Here is a 15,411-nt window from a genome sequence, read left to right on the forward strand (position 1 = left end):
CTGACCTGTTCTCAACGTGCTATGATTCAATCGCTGATTCTCCAGATCGCCACGCGCCTGCTCGTGCCGATTCTGCTCGTATTCTCGGTGTTCATGCTTCTCCGAGGTCATAATCTCCCCGGTGGCGGTTTCGTGGGGGGGCTGGTCGCTGCAAGTGCGTTCGTTCTGTATGCACTCGCCGTCGGTGTAGACGGTGCTCGTCGCGTCCTTCGGATTGAACCACGGACGCTTCTCGGAACGGGATTGGCCTTGGCACTCGGAGCCGGACTTCTGGCACTCGGAACGGGCAACTCGTTTTTGCAGAGCCTCTGGCTCAAGGTTCCGCTGCCGGGTCTCGACGATCCGCTCAAACTCGGGTCGACCCTTGCTTTCGACATCGGGGTGATGTTTGTCGTCGTCGGCACCGTGCTTCTGATGGTGTTTAGCGTGGAAGACCGCGTGCCCGGACTCATCGACGACTAGTTCTGTTTTGCCGACGGGCACTGCCAGCGCCCTACGCTGATTCTGATCGACCTGACTTGCTGTTATGGAATTGATTCTTGCAGTCGTTTCGGGGCTACTCTTCGCCGCGAGCTTTTACCTGCTCCTGCGTCGTAACCTGCTCCGTTTTGTCATCGGCATTATCATCCTGGGTAATGCTGTCAACCTGCTCATCTTCACGATGGGACGGTTGACCCGGGAGGTGCCGCCCGTCATTCCGTATGGGCAAAAGACGATTGAGGGGGCGTATGCCAACCCGCTTCCTCAGGCACTCATCCTGACGGCTATCGTGATCAGCTTTGGCCTGCTAGCGTTTACGCTCGTACTCATATATCGAAATTACACCGTGTCGGAAACCGTCGATGCGGACAACCTCATGGCGTCTGAGCCTAAGCGTGACGTGGACCTTCAGACGGAAGACAAGCGCCTGCCCGCGTAAACCCGCGCTGTAGGTCGTACCCGAGCCATCCCCCCTGAATTCGCCCTGACTTCCTTACCCTGCCGATGAAGGTTCTTCTTGTACTTCCGGTAATCATCCCAGCCTTAACCGGCATTTTGACGCTATTGCTGCGTCGGTCGCGGAGGGCCCAGCGCGTCCTCAGCGTTCTGGGGGCGACCGCATTGCTCGGCGCCTCGTCTGTTATCCTGTGGAACGTGCAGACGGAGGGGATTCAGGTTGCTCAAATGGGCGATTGGGCGGCTCCCTTCGGGATTACGCTCGTCGCGGACGCGTTCTCAGCCGGTCTCATCACGATCTCTGCGTTCGTGGCGCTCGCCGTCGCTGTCTATGCGTTGCGGGGCATGGACGTGGAACGTGAGTTTTTCGGCTTTCACACGCTGCTGCACCTCCTGATGATGGGGATCAACGGGGCGTTCATTACGGGCGACCTGTTTAATATGTACGTGTGGTTTGAGGTGCTTCTGATTGCCTCGTTCGTCCTGCTCGTGCTCGGTAACGAAGAGCGGCAGCTGGATGGGGCGGTCAAATACGTTGGCATCAACCTCGTCGCCTCCGTGTCCTTCCTCACGGCCATCGGACTGCTGTACGGCTTCACCGGCTCGCTTAACTTCGCGGACATTGCGACCAGCATGGGCAATATCCGCGAGGCGGGCCTGGAGGCGACGATCGCCGCTCTGTTTCTCGTTGGCTTCGGCATAAAAGCGGGGCTCTTCCCGCTCTATTTCTGGCTTCCTGCGTCCTATCACACGCCGCCCGCACCTGTGTCGGCAATCTTCGCCGGCCTCCTGACGAAAGTCGGCGTGTACTCGTTGATTCGCATCTTCACCCTGCTCTTCCCCGAGCCGACCGGATACACGAAAACACTCCTTCTGGTCGTCGCCGGTCTCACCATGGTCATCGGCGTGCTCGGTGCAGTGACGGAGCGAAATGTGAACCGCCTGCTCGCGTTTCTCGTGATCAGCGCAATGGGCTATGTCGTAATGGGCCTCGGCTTCTTTACGACGCTCGGCCTCGCCGGCGCCGTCTTCTACATCTTCCAGGATATCCCGGTCAAAGCCTCTCTTTTCCTTATCGGAGGCGTGATGGAGCGGGAGACGGGGACGACGGAAATCGGAAAGATGGGCGGGTTGTATACGCATCGTCCGTTGCTCGCACTGGCGTTCATCGTCCCAGCGTTTTCGCTTGCCGGCTTCCCACCGTTTCCAGGCTTCTGGGGTAAATTGACGCTTGTTCAGGCGGGACTTGAGACAGAGAACTATCTCATCGTAGCCGTCGCGCTGCTCGTCGGCGCCCTCACGCTCCTGGTCGTCGGCCAACTCTGGGCGCGCGCGTTCTGGAGTCCCGCCCGGGAGGACGGGCTGGTGAGTACCGACACGTTCCTGCAGCGGTCCGTGCTTCAGACGCCCATCGTGGTGCTGGCCGTCGCCCTTTTTGCCGTCGGTCTCTACGCACAGCCGCTCTTCGAACTTGCTCACCAGGCAGCGACGAACCTGACGAACACCGCCCCCTACATCCAGGCGGTTCTCGGATAGTCGCCGGCGCCGCGTGCCTCGCGTGATGGTGCGCCCTTCACCTTCGTTCACCTGTTCCCGTTTTTCCCTTTCCAGCTGATGCTTGCTACGACGATCCGCTCACTGGTTCTGGCACTCATCTGGGTGTCGTTGCAGGGGACATTCACGGTCCCGAATCTGATCTTCGGCCTCTTGCTCGGCGCGGCCGTCACGGTGTTCTCGCAGCCGATCTTCGATCGGGCCGATGATAAGGGCACGCTTCGGGGCGCGAACCCTGTGCGTCGGATGTACCGCATCGTGGTCCTGTTCCTCGTCTTTTTGCGCGAGCTAGCCATCTCGAGCGTTCGTGTCGCTCGGATTACGGTCGCTCCGACGCTGAACATCCGGTCCGCCGTAATTGAGTACCCGCTGGACGTGACAACGAACCGGGAGATTACGGCGCTTTCGAACCTTATCACGCTCACGCCCGGGACGATGACCCTTGACGTCTCGTCCGATAAAAAGCATCTTTACATCCACAGCATGGCGATCGAATCTGATGATGGTCAGGGCGTGATTTCTGATATCAAGCGGTCGTTGGAGAAGCATGTCCAACTCGCCTTCGGTCCAGTCAACCAGGAAACAGCCGAATGACGGAGCCGCATCCGGGGCGAAAGGAGCCAATGACCGGCGCATGGCTGCGTGCGGAGCAGCGGTTGCGGTCGGTTCTAGGAGATGACGTACAACTTCAGGCGGTCGCGTACGACGACGACCGAGCCGCGACCTGGCGCACGTGGTTGTCGGTCGAGGAGCGGTCGTGTCTGGAGACGTTCGGGGCGGAGAAGCGCCAGCGCGAGTTTATCGCGGGGCGGGCAGCAGCGCGAGATCTGATCGGAAAGGAGGAGGAGATCGACCCAGCCGATGTCCGGCTGAAGGTTGCAGACGACGGAGCGGTCGATGTGCCCGATCTGATGTGGCACCTCTCGATTGCGCACTGCGGTCCGCACGCCGTCGCAGCACTGTCACCTACACCCGTTGGCACGGACCTCGAGGCGATTGCTGAGCGCGACGCGGGTCTGGAGCGTTTTCTTATGCACCCGGAGGACGAGAGGCTGCTTGCGACACTTCCGTATGAGCATGACGCATCTCTTATCCTCGTGTGGACCATCAAGGAATCTGTCCTGAAGGCGCGAAGAAGTGGATTTCGTACGTCGCCCAAGAAATTGAACATCGACGTTGGAGTCCATTCGGGAGACGTCGTCGAAGGAATGAGTGTCGAAAAAGAAAACGCCCCTCCGATGACCGGACAGGCGTTCGTTACGGTTGACGACGGCGGGGTATGGAAGGTTGCCTATACCCGTGTCGACCCCGATGAGGGAGAAAAAGACACGTACTGGTGGTCTGTGGCCATTCCAGAATGAATTACGCGGGCACGCTGGATGATTCCGACGTTTTGCTCGACCGTCTAAGCATCCAGTAGGCCATCGTGGCGCCCCCGAGACCTGCGAGAAGCGGTCGAAGCGTCGGTTCCGGCAGGTCGCTGGGATCGATGAGTCCGCTCGTTCGCGCGATGTCGTCGATCTGATTGACGTTCAGCGGCCCTTTCAGCGTGTCCTGTGCTGCCGCATGCACCGCCGCGGCTGCGACGCTCTGGACGGGTAGGGGGCGGCCCTCGTGAGAACCGTAGGGGAACGGGACCACCCGTGCCGCGGCTTGTAGAAGGCCAGCCATCGTGCACGTGGCAAATCGGTCGTCTCCGAAGACGAGATTTGGCTGGAGAAATACGCTCCGTAGCGATGGGAACCGTTCCGGAATGGTGCGCTCGGCCCGCCGCATCGAGGCCAAGAATCGACCCGATACACCAGGGGGTTTATCCTGGATGGATAGTTTCACGAACGTGTCTACCCCGGACTTCGCCGCGGCATCCGCAGCAACGATAGCGGCTTCACCGTTGATGCGCTCGAACGTGATACCGTTCGATGGATCCTGTACGATGGTTCCGATTGTGTGAATGACCGCATCCGCTCCGTCGAGCACATCCGACCACGCGTCAACGTCGAAGACATCCGCTGATAGCCATGTCACCTTCCCGACCCACGGATGCCGGACCGGCGTGAGGTCGGGTTCTCCGGATCGACCGAACGCAACGACATCGTGTCCCGCGTTAACGGCCACCTCGCAAATGTGTGATCCTATGAATCCGTTGCCTCCTGGGATGACGAGTTTCATTGGACGGACCGATTCATGAGTGAGAAGTTGAGTCCGAAACTGACGGCCGGGTTCGGGGACGAGGGGACAAGTGTGGGATGATGCACGCGGAATAATGCGCGCGGAAAGGTCGTGGCGACCGTTCCTACTCGGCGGAGGACGAAACGTCGAGGAGCTCTACCTCAAAGATCAATGTCGCATTCGGCGGAATGGGGCCGGTGCCGCTGGCTCCGTAAGCGAGCTCCGGTGGAATGACGAGCTGGCGTTCGCCGCCGACCTTCATTCCTGCGACCCCTTCATCCCAACCTTCGATGACCTGTCCTGCGCCCAAGCGGAACTCAAGTGGGCTGCGACCGACGGAGGAGTCAAACTGTGTGTTGTCTGACTGCAGCCATCCGGTGTAGTGAACGCGGACATAATCGCCGGACTCGGCGGTTTCGCCAGACCCGACCTGAAAGTCGTAGATCTTGAGACCAGAGGATGTGGTCGTATATTCCGATGCCGATACGTCGCGCGGAGAGGAAGAGGATTCTTCTGCGTCTCCATTGCTGCCACAAGCAGACAGGAACACGAGGGCTGCGAGAACTCCGACGACGGCGAAGAGGGAAGAGGGAATGAGACGAGTCATACAGGGGGCGTGAACGATTGAGGTTAATAAAGCTCCGCGCGCAATGTAGTACGTAGGGTGCGGTCGGGGGCTGCCTTATGCAAGTGCGAAGCCTGTTCGGTTTCGAAAATGTGTCATTCGGCGTGCGCAATTCTGTTCCACGCGTACCCTCCTCGCGAGTCGTGGTCGGTTGTCGATTGGATCGTCTTCGGGCAAAGTCCGCGACTCCAAAAGAGGTCGTCCTCGCCCATCGGCTATTCTCAATCGCCAATCCTCAATCCTTCCTCCTTAACACAGGACGCACCGCAGCCGAATGTACGAACGCGATTGCAATGGACCGTGCCGGAAGCGCTTTTCGTGAACAGGAAACCGCGGGTGCATCGCGCCTTTATATTCGGTTGAAGCACGGCAATACGCTCCTGTTGTCGCCGTCCCCGCTGTCCTGTACAATTCCTGCCGTCGAGCCATGGAGACCGAGCGCTATCAGCCCGAGAACCCCGTCCGATTCGTTACCGCGACTAGCCTGTTCGATGGGCACGATGCGGCGATCAACATCATGCGGCGGATCCTGCAGTCGACCGGAGTCGAGGTGATCCATCTCGGCCACAACCGGTCGGTCTTGGATGTCGTCGAAACCGCCATCGAGGAGGATGCGCAGGGGATTGCGGTGTCGAGTTATCAGGGTGGGCATGTCGAGTACTTCAAGTACATGCACGACCTGTTGGAGGAGAAGGGAGCCGGCCACATCCGCATCTACGGCGGCGGAGGCGGCGTCATCGTGCCGGAGGAGATCGAAGAACTGGAGGCATACGGCATCGCCAAGATCTTCTCCCCGGAGGACGGCATGCAGATGGGCCTTCAGGGCATGATCAACCAGATGGTACGGGACTGCGACTACCCGATCACGGATGCCGAGTTTGAGGGCGTCGATGCCTCGAACGCCAAAGATGATCGCACGATCGCGCGGAGCCTATCGCGGATTGAGACGCCCTTCGCTGAGAAAGCGGAAACTGTCGTTGCAGAGCTCGCAGGGGCTGACGATGTGGAGCTCGATGCGGGTGATGGCGCGCCGGCCGGGGATGGGCAGCCGCAGGATGCTGCATCCGTCAATCTGTCGGCATCCACGGTTCCCACGCTCGGCATCACCGGGACTGGGGGCGCCGGGAAGTCTACGCTGACGGACGAATTGGTCCGCCGGTTCATCAACGATTTCGACGATATCGACCTTGCCGTCCTCAGCGTCGACCCGACGCGGCGGCGGACGGGCGGTGCGCTCCTCGGAGACCGCATCCGCATGAACGCGATTTACGGGGGAAACTCGGAGCGCGTCTACATGCGTTCGTTCGCCACACGTCAGCAGAATCGCTCCACCAGCGAAGCACTGCGTGAGGCCATGAGCGTGTGCAAGGCTGCTGGGTTTGATCTCATTATCCTCGAGACGGCCGGCATCGGTCAGAGCGACACCGAGATCGTCGATCTCACGGATTTCTCCCTGTACGTCATGACGCACGATTTCGGTGCGCCGACGCAACTGGAGAAGATCGGCATGCTGGACCTCGCCGATTTCGTCGCTATCAACAAGTTTGAGAAGCGAGGGTCGGAGGATGCGCTGCGTGACGTACGCAAGCAGGTGCAACGCAACCGCGTGCGCTTCGATGAGAAGCCGGAAGATATGCCGGTGTACCCGACAATGGCGTCCCACTTCGGCGACCCCGGCGTGACGCGCCTCTACCTCGGGCTCCTCGATGAGCTCAACGCGTCGTTTGGCTTCGACCGTACGTCGCCGACGTATGGCGACCGGGACGTGCCAGAGCCCGATCCGGCGGAGGTCGCGATCATCCCGCCGAGCCGCAACCGCTACCTGGGAGAGATCGTCGAGGCCGGTCGAGGCTACCGCTCATGGGCAGAAGAGCAGATCGAGATTGCACGAAAGTGGGGCGAGGCTCAGGGGGCGCGCTCGCAGGTCGATGACTGGGCGCCAGAAGACCGGGAGCAGATCGCCGGGCGCCTGGATGACATGGTGCAGCACTGGTGGGACAAGCTCGACTCCCGCTGCCGTGACATTCTCACGGACTGGGACGACCTCAAGGACGCGTACCAGCAGGACACATTTACCTATACCGTGCGCGGGCGTGACTTCGAGGTGCCGCTGTACCGCGAAACGCTAAGTGGAACGAAGGTCCCGCGCGTTGCACTACCGAAGACCGAAGATCCCGGAGAACGTCTCCGGTTCGCCCTCCTCGAGAATCTGCCCGGCTACTTTCCATTCACCGCCGGCGTCTTCCCATTCAAACGTGAGGGTGAAGACCCGACACGCATGTTTGCCGGAGAGGGCTCGCCCGAACGGACGAACCGGCGGTTCCACCTCGTCTCCTCCGACAGCCCGGCCAACCGACTTTCTACAGCGTTCGATAGCGTTACACTGTACGGGTTCGATCCGGATGAACGACCGGACATCTACGGGAAAGTCGGGAATGCCGGAGTGTCGATCTGCACGCTGGACGACATGAAGAAGCTCTACTCGGGCTTCGATCTCGCCGATCGCAAGACGTCGGTGTCGATGACGATCAACGGTCCGGCGCCGATGATCCTCGCGATGTTCCTGCAGACGGCGATCGATCAGCAGGTTGAGAAACATCTCCGCGAGGAGGGACGCTGGGATAAAGCCGAGTCCGTGATCGAAGAGAAGCTCGGTGATGATCGGCCCGAATACGTTCCGTACGGCCCCAACGGACGGGAAGACGAACTGCCGGAAACGCACGATGGAAGCGGCCTCGGATTGCTCGGCTGCACTGGCGCAGAGCTCGTGGAGTGGGACGTTCTGGATGCCGAAACGTATGAGCGCATCAAAGAGGATACACTCAACGTCGTGCGCGGCACCGTTCAGGCCGACATCCTGAAGGAGGATCAGGCTCAGAATACCTGCATCTTCTCGACAGACTTCGCCCTTCGCATGATGGGCGACATCCAGCAGTACTTCATCGATTGGAGCGTGCGCAACTTCTACTCGGTGTCGATTTCCGGGTATCACATCGCGGAGGCCGGCGCCAACCCGATCACACAGCTTGCCTTCACACTCGCCAACGGGTTTACGTACGTCGAGTACTACCTGAGCCGCGGGATGGACATCGACGACTTCGCGCCGAACCTGTCGTTCTTTTTCTCGAACGGCATGGATCCGGAGTACAGCGTCATCGGTCGCGTTGCTCGCCGGATCTGGAGCGTTGCGATGCGCGAGAAATACGGCGCCAACGAGCGGAGTCAGAAGCTGAAATACCACATCCAGACCTCCGGGCGCAGTCTGCACGCGAAGGAGATTCAGTTCAACGACATCCGCACGACGCTACAGGCGCTCATGGCGGTGTATGACAACTGCAATAGCCTCCATACCAACGCGTACGACGAGGCCATCACGACGCCGACGGAGGAGAGCGTGCGGCGGGCGATTGCGATCCAGATGATCATCAATCGCGAGCTCGGGATGACGAAAAACGAGAACCCGCTGCAGGGTGCGTACGTCATCGAGGAGCTTACCGATCTTGTCGAGGAAGCCGTCTGGGCGGAGTTCGAACGGATCAACGACCGCGGCGGTGTTCTCGGAGCCATGGAGTCGATGTACCAGCGCGGGAAGATCCAGCAGGAGTCGATGGTCTCCGAGGAGAAGAAGCACAGCGGCGAACGCCCGATCATCGGCGTCAACACGTTTCTACGAGAAGATGGGCAGACGGAGGAAGATCTGTCGGTCGACCTGATGCGATCGTCGGACGACGAGAAGCAGCACCAGCTTCGCGCGCTCCGTGCCTTCCAGGACCGCTACCCCGAGAAGGCGGACGATGCGATCGAGCACCTTCGCGAAGCGGCCCGCACCGGGGGTAACACGTTCGACGTTCTGATGGAGGCCGTTAAATACTGTTCGCTCGGTACGATCACACGCGTCTTGTTCGACGAAGGAGGCGAGTACCGCCGCAACATGTAATTGAGCCTCTCCACGATTGTCGTGGCATCGCGCCGTCTTCCCGATGGGAGGGCGGCGTTCTGTTTTCGGTAGTTTGACGTCGATAATACGTTTTCCGAATGATATGGTCGGGATCGCCCAACCCGTGTCCTCGTAGGGGCTCCGCGTTGAGAAGAGACCGTTTCAACGGATGTTTTTCTGCTACGGTGTGGCGCGACCGCCGAATCGAAGCCGTTGGAGACACCGGCATTCTAAAGTCGAAACGGTATAATATTTCCGTTCCGTTGTTGCCGTCTGGCTGTGCTTTGCCGCGGTGAGCATACGGGGGGCAATCCAACGTCACCGACGACCGAATGGGACGTGGCTTCCGGTGGCTCCGACTATGGCGCGATCGGTCGTAAGCGTGGATCACCGCGTTTCAGGCACGGTTTCCCGGCATCGTGTCAAGCAGAGACGTAAATCCCGGAAGGCAGACGGCCCGAACCGATTTGTAGCGCTGCAGGAGAAACAGCCGGGTGGCGTCTGGAATGTAGTTTCGCACGAGGTGCATTCCGCGTGTACAAGTGCGGAGTCCGTGGAGTGCATCTATCGGGAGACAGAACATCCGAGATTACGAAGCACGCGAAACAAGGATCTCATGGTGCCACCGGTTCAGCGCTCTGACCGTTCATTCGCATCATCCGATGTCGAAAAGAACAAGACGCGGCGTGAGACGTCCGTCGATGTTGTGCGCGACGTACTTTCGAGTGAACGTGCGGCCGATGTCCAGAGCGTCGTTCGACAGACGTTTTCGGAATTTGTGGATGATGACTGTCCGCGGATGGCGGCCGCCTTGGCGTACTATACCGTGTTTTCTCTGCCCCCGCTCGTCGTGATTGTTGTTACGCTGACAGGTGTTTTCCTGAGTCCAGAGACGGTCGAAAGCTGGATTCAGACGGAGGTTGGCACGGTGATCGGGTCGGGGACGGCCGAGCAGGTGCAAGAGATGGCTATGAGCGCGCAGGAACGAGTGATGGGAGGATTCTCACTCGGCCTGATCTTGTCCATCGCGGGCCTCCTCTTCGGGGCAACCGGTGCCTTTGCGCAAATGCAAAGCGCATTGAACAAAGCCTGGGAAGTTCAGCCAGACCCGAAACGAAGCGGTGTCTGGAATCTCGTGATGAAGCGGGTTCTTTCCTTTGGGATGATTCTCGTGATCGCATTCCTGCTTCTGGTCTCACTCCTTCTCAGTTCCGTCCTTGCGGCGGTAAGCGGACAAATTGGAGAGCTGTTGCCCTCCGGGCTCTCGGGTCCTTTCGTCTGGCTCATCAACGCGCTTGTTGACTTACTTGTCATTACCGCCCTGTTCGCCGCGATCTTTCGCGTTTTACCTGATGCGACGCTTTCGTGGCGGGATGTTGCGATCGGGGCGTTTGTGACGGCGCTCCTCTTCGTCGCAGGGAAGTTCTTGATCAGTCTTTACATCGGACATAGCAATCCAGCAGAGGTGTTCGGCGCCGCGACAGCGCTCGCACTTCTACTCGTCTGGGTCTACTACTCAGCAATGATTCTCTTCCTCGGAGCTGAGTTCACGCAGGTGTGGACGCGTCGCCACGGACACGGAATACAGCCAGCAGATGGTGCTGTGAGAATTGTAACGACAACCGCAGGGGACGAAGGAGAAGAGAAACGGAAGGGCTGAATCAGGTGCTGGTTGATCGTCTGCATCCGGTTCGAATCATGGTTGCTGAGTGCGTTCAGACGCCCGCGCTCAGATGGATGTGCGATGACCGACTATGATTCAAAACCGAAATGAACGTGCTATCGATCACGGCCACCAAGCCATTCGATTCACACTCACGAATGAAGGTGCATTATGCCATTCAATCGAATCGATCAGCTACCTGACTCCGTCCGCGACAATCTACCGAAGCACGCGCAGGAGATTTACAAGGAAGCCTACAACAGCGCGGAGGACGAGTACGACGACCCTGATAAGCGGCGTGGGGACGAATCGAAAGAAGAGACGGCCCATCGTGTAGCCTGGTCGGCTGTCAAGCAGAAGTACACGAAGAAGTACGGCGAATGGACTCGTAAGGACGAATAAATCTGACGATAACTTGCGCTTGAATGCGGTCGCTCCCGGTCCATTCTAGACGCACCTCATTCCCTCATCCTTTTCTGTGGAGCACCGATCGTCGGCGTAGAACACTCGAGTGTCAGTACAACATCCATCTTCAAGCCTCTTCGGCGGATGTATCGCGAGAACGTAAGCGCAGCCGTTCATGCCTATTCATGGGCGTGACGGTCACCCGTCCGGAATGACGCAGTTGACACGGTACGCGACATGTACGGCGCCTGGTGCTGCGAGCATTGCGAGGACCGACTGACGGGAGGTCCGCACCTTTGGATAGCCGGAAACTGCTGCCAAAGAGATTCTCAAGCCTTCACCTCGACCCATACCGATCCGCACGCATGAAAGACCTAATTGGTAAAGTTGTGCTATCGATGGTTTTGAAACGCCTCAGCTGGAACGGTGAGTCGGCGGCTGCGGCCGCCGGGACATACGCGGGGTACGACGTGAAAAAGCGCTCGCTCTTTTCCGGCATTCAGGGACAACTCAATCTCAAAGGGGGGCCCGGTCGTGTGGTTACCTCGATAGAGGGAAATCCGGCAAGCGGAACGGAGCGTTGGCAGATAAACGCCGATGCCATGCACGTCTTCGGTCGCGAATCCGCCAAGGTGACACCGTATGTTGGGGCAGGGGCCTGTGTGGTCGGGCAAGAGGATGGGAAGGGAAAGCGACCCGGACTCAATCTTTTTGGTGGCAGTCGCGTGCGGCTCGGAGACATGCACTTCTTCGTTCAGATGCGGTTCACGTTTGCTGACGGTGCGCATTTCTCGATCGCTGGAGGACTGCGTCCGACGCTGTAGGGCCAAGACATCGGGGCAATCGATACGGCTGCGACAGCACCCGCCTGTCGAGTTCAGTCGTCGAACAACGACCGACCGCTTCAACAAACGAAACCGGTCGTATGCCGCGTCGCACGTCTGAAACCCCTCGTGCGGTTTGCCCCTGCGAAGGCGACGTATGCCCAGTAGGCCGAGAACAGACTGGAGCGTTTTGTACCGTTCTGATTTCTGCAGGTAGAGGATATTACTGAACGTGCATTTCGATTATACCCATGTAATTGTCAGGTAGAATCGATTGATTACATAATGTATGCTGTCGAGGGGCAAATCTGTTGAATCCCTGTGTCTTGGGATGGACACCCGCCGGGTTGGATTGTGTCACCTAGAACACGCTTTGAGCGCGTCTGGTCGGGATTATGGCCCTTAAGCGGCCGTCAAGCGGTTGTCTGATGCGATATCGTGACAGAGCTGTGACGAGTGTGGCTCAAGTATCAAGTTTATGATGCGTGGAGCTCAGATCTGAAGGTCGGCATACGGTTTGTACTAACTATACACAGACGAACTAACGGAGCAAGTCCGGATCATCCAGCTTTTACCGATATGCCTCTTTCGCCTGTTATCCTTGTTGTTCTCGCCGTGTGTTGGACCCTCCCTGCGGCGCTTGTTGCAATTGCCTATCAGCGCGAGCGTACACGCCAGGGAGGACCTGAATCTCCGGTGCGCACGGCTGAGATCGTGCAGCACCTGCGGATTGCCCCCCTCGAGGTCGACATCCGTGCGCAGGAGGAAGAGCAAGAGTGGTGGATGCTGTCTCCTTCAGAGCGTAAGTCGACGACGGCTGCTTCGTCTGTTGACCGCTCTGTGCAAAACGCTGCGGTGATTACACCGTATGCGGAAGTCTCCGTAACGGTCTCTGACCCAAGCGGAGAGAAGTGCGTCCGACGATGCTCGATGTGCCTGAACTAGCATTCTGCTGGTTCGGGGTGCCTAGCATCCGGACGACAGAAGTGAAGTAGCGTGGGAAGACCGGGGTCGGTACGCCGACCCCGGCATTTTTTTGTGCCTACCTGAATGTTCTGCTTAGGCTCGTTTTGGGCTGGGACGTTATCTATTCCGTGCCTCACCACGTGGGAGTGGGGGAACCATGCGTAGCATTGGTCATGGAGGCGTCTCAAGTGAACGACAGCGCAATGTCGCGCGTACGATGGAGCACGTTTATCCCTCGCGTTCTACGTCGCTGTATGCCTCAATCTGAACCCCTGCCCGCCTCCGCGTACGGTGGCGATGGCATCTTTCGACCCGACCGGCTCGACACCGCGGGAACGGTGTTTTTAGATACATCGAGGCCGCCGAGCAGTGATGATGGTGCTTCCGGCCGACGCTCACTTCTTTTCGAGCGACCTCGAAAGATTTTGCGGGCAGATGCCCGGGACGAAGTTGCTGATGTACTGCGTGCGCTGGACGCCGCACTTGCTTCAGGCTACTATGTCGCGGGAATGCTCACGTACGAAGCCGGCCTTGCTCTCTGCGACATGTCCGCACACGCACTCGACGGTCCACTGGCCTGGTTCGGCGTCTACGAGTCGCCTGTCGAGGTGCCCCATACCGCATCCCTGGACGGCTTCAATTCGCTTCAGGAGTACCCGAGCATCGAAAACGCTAGGTTCGATGTGTCTCGGGACATGTATCGAGACGCATTGCGCCAAATCAAATCGCTGATCCGGGAAGGCGATGTCTATCAGATCAACTACACCGGACCGGTCCGCTTTACCTGTGCATCCCACGACCCGATTCCCCTGTATGCGCAGCTACGCAAGCGCCAGCCGGTTCCATACGGCGCCTGGCTCCGTTTCGACGACAGACGGATCCTGTGCGCGTCTCCCGAACTTTTCGTTCGCCGCGAGGGAAAGCGGTTGGTCACCAAGCCCATGAAGGGAACCATCCGCCGGGGGATGACGCAAGCGGAAGACGAGCATCTTCGTTTTGAACTAGCGAACGATTCGAAAAGTCAGGCCGAGAACCTGATGATCGTGGATCTTCTTCGAAACGATCTGTCGATTTGCTGTGAGCCTGGGTCGGTGAACGTTCCGTCGCTCTTTGCCACGGAGACGTACGATACCCTCACACAGATGACGTCGACGGTCGAAGGGCGGCTGACATCAGATACTCGGCTGTCGGACATCCTCAAGGCGCTTTATCCATGCGGCTCTGTCACCGGTGCGCCGAAGCGGCGGGCAATGCAACGAATCCACGAGCTCGAAACCGGACCGCGCGGCGTGTACTGCGGTGCAATCGGGTATGCGGCGCCGGACGACACCGCCTGCTTCAACGTCGCGATCCGGACGGTGACACTTACCGAGGACGCGTCATCTGGACACCTGCACGGAACGATGGGCACCGGTAGCGGCATCGTATGGGATTCTGATCTGGACGCAGAATACGAAGAGTGCTGTCTGAAAGCTCGCTTTCTAACGGATCCGCCGAGGGGAGAGAATCGCTCATTTCGTTTAATCGAAACGATGCGAGCCATCGACGGAGACATTCCACTCTGGTCTCGCCACTGGTCACGCTTGTCCGATTCTGCGGCGTACTTCGGCCTTCCCGTCGACCGTCAGGGCGTCGAAGTCGCCTTGCGTGACGCCATGAGGTCCACGGGAAATCAAGAGAACGTCGTTCGGTTGACCGTGGGGCAGGCAGGCGATCCTCGGGTTGAAATAAAGGACATGCCGAGCCGTGTAGATTCCTGGTCTCTGGCAATCGCAACCGAGCCGGCTCGACCGACCGATCCATTTTTCTATCACAAGACGACTCGGCGAGCCCCGTACACCCGGGCGCAGGCACAGGCTACCGAGGTGGGTTGCGACGAAGCGATTCTTATGACGCCAGATGGTGAGGTGACCGAGGGCGCCCGCAGTAATGTGATTATCGAGATCGGCGGTCGGTGGGTCACGCCGCCGGTGGAGGCCGGTCTGCTCGGGGGCGTCTTTCGCGCTCATCTCCTCGAAACCGAGCCCCGGCTTGAGGTCGGGCGTGTTATGATCGACGATCTCATGCACGCTGATCGTGTGTTTTGCTGCAACGCCGTGCGCGGCCTGATTCCGGCACACGTTGAGAAGGATCTAAGGCCCCCCATGCCCAAAGGCTCGGCCCTTTCCAGCTTCGCATGAGCGCGTTCTGGAGTGACCCTTCCGCACAGATATGCGGAGGGAGGCGAGGTTGAGCACAGTCGCCGCTGACTACACGGAGACGAACGAATCGAAGAGGAGGGGGCAGCGGTTGACAGAAGCGATATCGATGCTTACAATTTTAAACAATGTGA

The 15,411-nt window shown here is 59.0% G+C and carries 13 protein-coding genes; 11 read left to right on the forward strand and 2 right to left on the reverse strand.

Features of this window, described 5'->3' with window-relative positions; translation table 11 throughout:
- Positions 1–21: 21 nt before the first annotated feature.
- From CRI94_RS12695 to CRI94_RS12715, 5 genes are all read left to right on the forward strand, one after another.
- The gene (locus CRI94_RS12695) at positions 22–462 is read left to right on the forward strand and encodes a Na+/H+ antiporter subunit B (protein ID WP_179862292.1); all 441 of its coding nucleotides are present in this window, start codon (positions 22–24) and stop codon (positions 460–462) included.
- 64 nt (positions 463–526) lie between these two features.
- Positions 527–919, forward strand: coding sequence for a Na+/H+ antiporter subunit C (locus CRI94_RS12700; RefSeq protein WP_098076294.1), 393 nt, complete (start codon positions 527–529; stop codon positions 917–919).
- A gap of 65 nt (positions 920–984) precedes the next feature.
- Positions 985–2,472: a proton-conducting transporter transmembrane domain-containing protein gene (locus CRI94_RS12705; protein ID WP_098076296.1), complete on the forward strand. Its 1,488-nt coding sequence runs from the start codon at positions 985–987 to the stop codon at positions 2,470–2,472.
- A 78-nt stretch (positions 2,473–2,550) separates the two neighbouring features.
- Positions 2,551–3,084, forward strand: coding sequence for a Na+/H+ antiporter subunit E (locus CRI94_RS12710; protein ID WP_098076298.1), 534 nt, complete (start codon positions 2,551–2,553; stop codon positions 3,082–3,084).
- On the forward strand, positions 3,081–3,851 hold the full coding sequence (locus CRI94_RS12715) for a 4'-phosphopantetheinyl transferase family protein (protein ID WP_098076300.1): 771 nt from the start codon (positions 3,081–3,083) through the stop codon (positions 3,849–3,851). Before CRI94_RS12710 ends, CRI94_RS12715 begins: the two co-directional genes overlap by 4 nt.
- A 1-nt stretch (position 3,852) precedes the next feature.
- On the opposite strand, the gene CRI94_RS12720 is transcribed toward CRI94_RS12715, so the two are convergent.
- The gene (locus CRI94_RS12720; RefSeq protein ID WP_098076302.1) at positions 3,853–4,659 is read right to left on the reverse strand and encodes an NAD-dependent epimerase/dehydratase family protein; all 807 of its coding nucleotides are present in this window, start codon (positions 4,657–4,659) and stop codon (positions 3,853–3,855) included.
- A gap of 124 nt (positions 4,660–4,783) precedes the next feature.
- Positions 4,784–5,266 carry an FKBP-type peptidyl-prolyl cis-trans isomerase gene (locus CRI94_RS12725; protein WP_098076304.1) on the reverse strand — a complete coding sequence of 161 codons (483 nt, stop codon included), beginning with the start codon at positions 5,264–5,266 and terminating at the stop codon, positions 4,784–4,786.
- Between the two features lie 445 nt (positions 5,267–5,711).
- On the opposite strand from CRI94_RS12725, the gene CRI94_RS12730 reads away from it, so the two are divergent.
- The 6 genes from CRI94_RS12730 to pabB all read left to right on the forward strand — a co-directional run bounded on the left by CRI94_RS12730 (position 5,712) and on the right by pabB (position 15,259).
- A complete protein-coding gene (locus CRI94_RS12730) occupies positions 5,712–9,221 on the forward strand; it encodes a methylmalonyl-CoA mutase family protein (protein WP_098076306.1) in 3,510 nt (1,169 codons plus the stop codon).
- A 616-nt stretch (positions 9,222–9,837) separates the two neighbouring features.
- The gene (locus CRI94_RS12735; RefSeq protein WP_179862293.1) at positions 9,838–10,881 is read left to right on the forward strand and encodes a YihY/virulence factor BrkB family protein; all 1,044 of its coding nucleotides are present in this window, start codon (positions 9,838–9,840) and stop codon (positions 10,879–10,881) included.
- A gap of 174 nt (positions 10,882–11,055) precedes the next feature.
- Positions 11,056–11,286, forward strand: coding sequence for a ChaB family protein (locus CRI94_RS12740; protein WP_098076310.1), 231 nt, complete (start codon positions 11,056–11,058; stop codon positions 11,284–11,286).
- 368 nt (positions 11,287–11,654) lie between these two features.
- Positions 11,655–12,113 (forward strand): hypothetical protein, encoded by a 459-nt coding sequence (locus CRI94_RS12745; protein WP_098076312.1) that lies wholly within the window; start codon positions 11,655–11,657, stop codon positions 12,111–12,113.
- A 579-nt stretch (positions 12,114–12,692) separates the two neighbouring features.
- Positions 12,693–13,058, forward strand: coding sequence for a hypothetical protein (locus CRI94_RS12750; RefSeq protein WP_098076315.1), 366 nt, complete (start codon positions 12,693–12,695; stop codon positions 13,056–13,058).
- Positions 13,059–13,333: 275 nt separating this feature from the next.
- On the forward strand, positions 13,334–15,259 hold the full coding sequence (gene pabB / locus CRI94_RS12755) for an aminodeoxychorismate synthase component I (RefSeq protein WP_098076317.1): 1,926 nt from the start codon (positions 13,334–13,336) through the stop codon (positions 15,257–15,259).
- Positions 15,260–15,411: the final 152 nt, after the last annotated feature.

The sequence above is a fragment of the Longibacter salinarum genome (assembly GCF_002554795.1).
Taxonomy (GTDB): domain Bacteria; phylum Bacteroidota; class Rhodothermia; order Rhodothermales; family Salinibacteraceae; genus Longibacter; species Longibacter salinarum.

Coding starts and splice junctions, on each gene's coding strand:
- CRI94_RS12695 (WP_179862292.1), top strand. CDS start 22: ATGATTCAATCGCTGATTCTCCAGATCGCCACGCGCCTGCTCGTGCCG.
- CRI94_RS12700 (WP_098076294.1), top strand. CDS start 527: ATGGAATTGATTCTTGCAGTCGTTTCGGGGCTACTCTTCGCCGCGAGC.
- CRI94_RS12705 (WP_098076296.1), top strand. CDS start 985: ATGAAGGTTCTTCTTGTACTTCCGGTAATCATCCCAGCCTTAACCGGC.
- CRI94_RS12710 (WP_098076298.1), top strand. CDS start 2,551: ATGCTTGCTACGACGATCCGCTCACTGGTTCTGGCACTCATCTGGGTG.
- CRI94_RS12715 (WP_098076300.1), top strand. CDS start 3,081: ATGACGGAGCCGCATCCGGGGCGAAAGGAGCCAATGACCGGCGCATGG.
- CRI94_RS12720 (WP_098076302.1), bottom strand. CDS start 4,659: ATGAAACTCGTCATCCCAGGAGGCAACGGATTCATAGGATCACACATT.
- CRI94_RS12725 (WP_098076304.1), bottom strand. CDS start 5,266: ATGACTCGTCTCATTCCCTCTTCCCTCTTCGCCGTCGTCGGAGTTCTC.
- CRI94_RS12730 (WP_098076306.1), top strand. CDS start 5,712: ATGGAGACCGAGCGCTATCAGCCCGAGAACCCCGTCCGATTCGTTACC.
- CRI94_RS12735 (WP_179862293.1), top strand. CDS start 9,838: ATGGTGCCACCGGTTCAGCGCTCTGACCGTTCATTCGCATCATCCGAT.
- CRI94_RS12740 (WP_098076310.1), top strand. CDS start 11,056: ATGCCATTCAATCGAATCGATCAGCTACCTGACTCCGTCCGCGACAAT.
- CRI94_RS12745 (WP_098076312.1), top strand. CDS start 11,655: ATGAAAGACCTAATTGGTAAAGTTGTGCTATCGATGGTTTTGAAACGC.
- CRI94_RS12750 (WP_098076315.1), top strand. CDS start 12,693: ATGCCTCTTTCGCCTGTTATCCTTGTTGTTCTCGCCGTGTGTTGGACC.
- pabB (WP_098076317.1), top strand. CDS start 13,334: ATGCCTCAATCTGAACCCCTGCCCGCCTCCGCGTACGGTGGCGATGGC.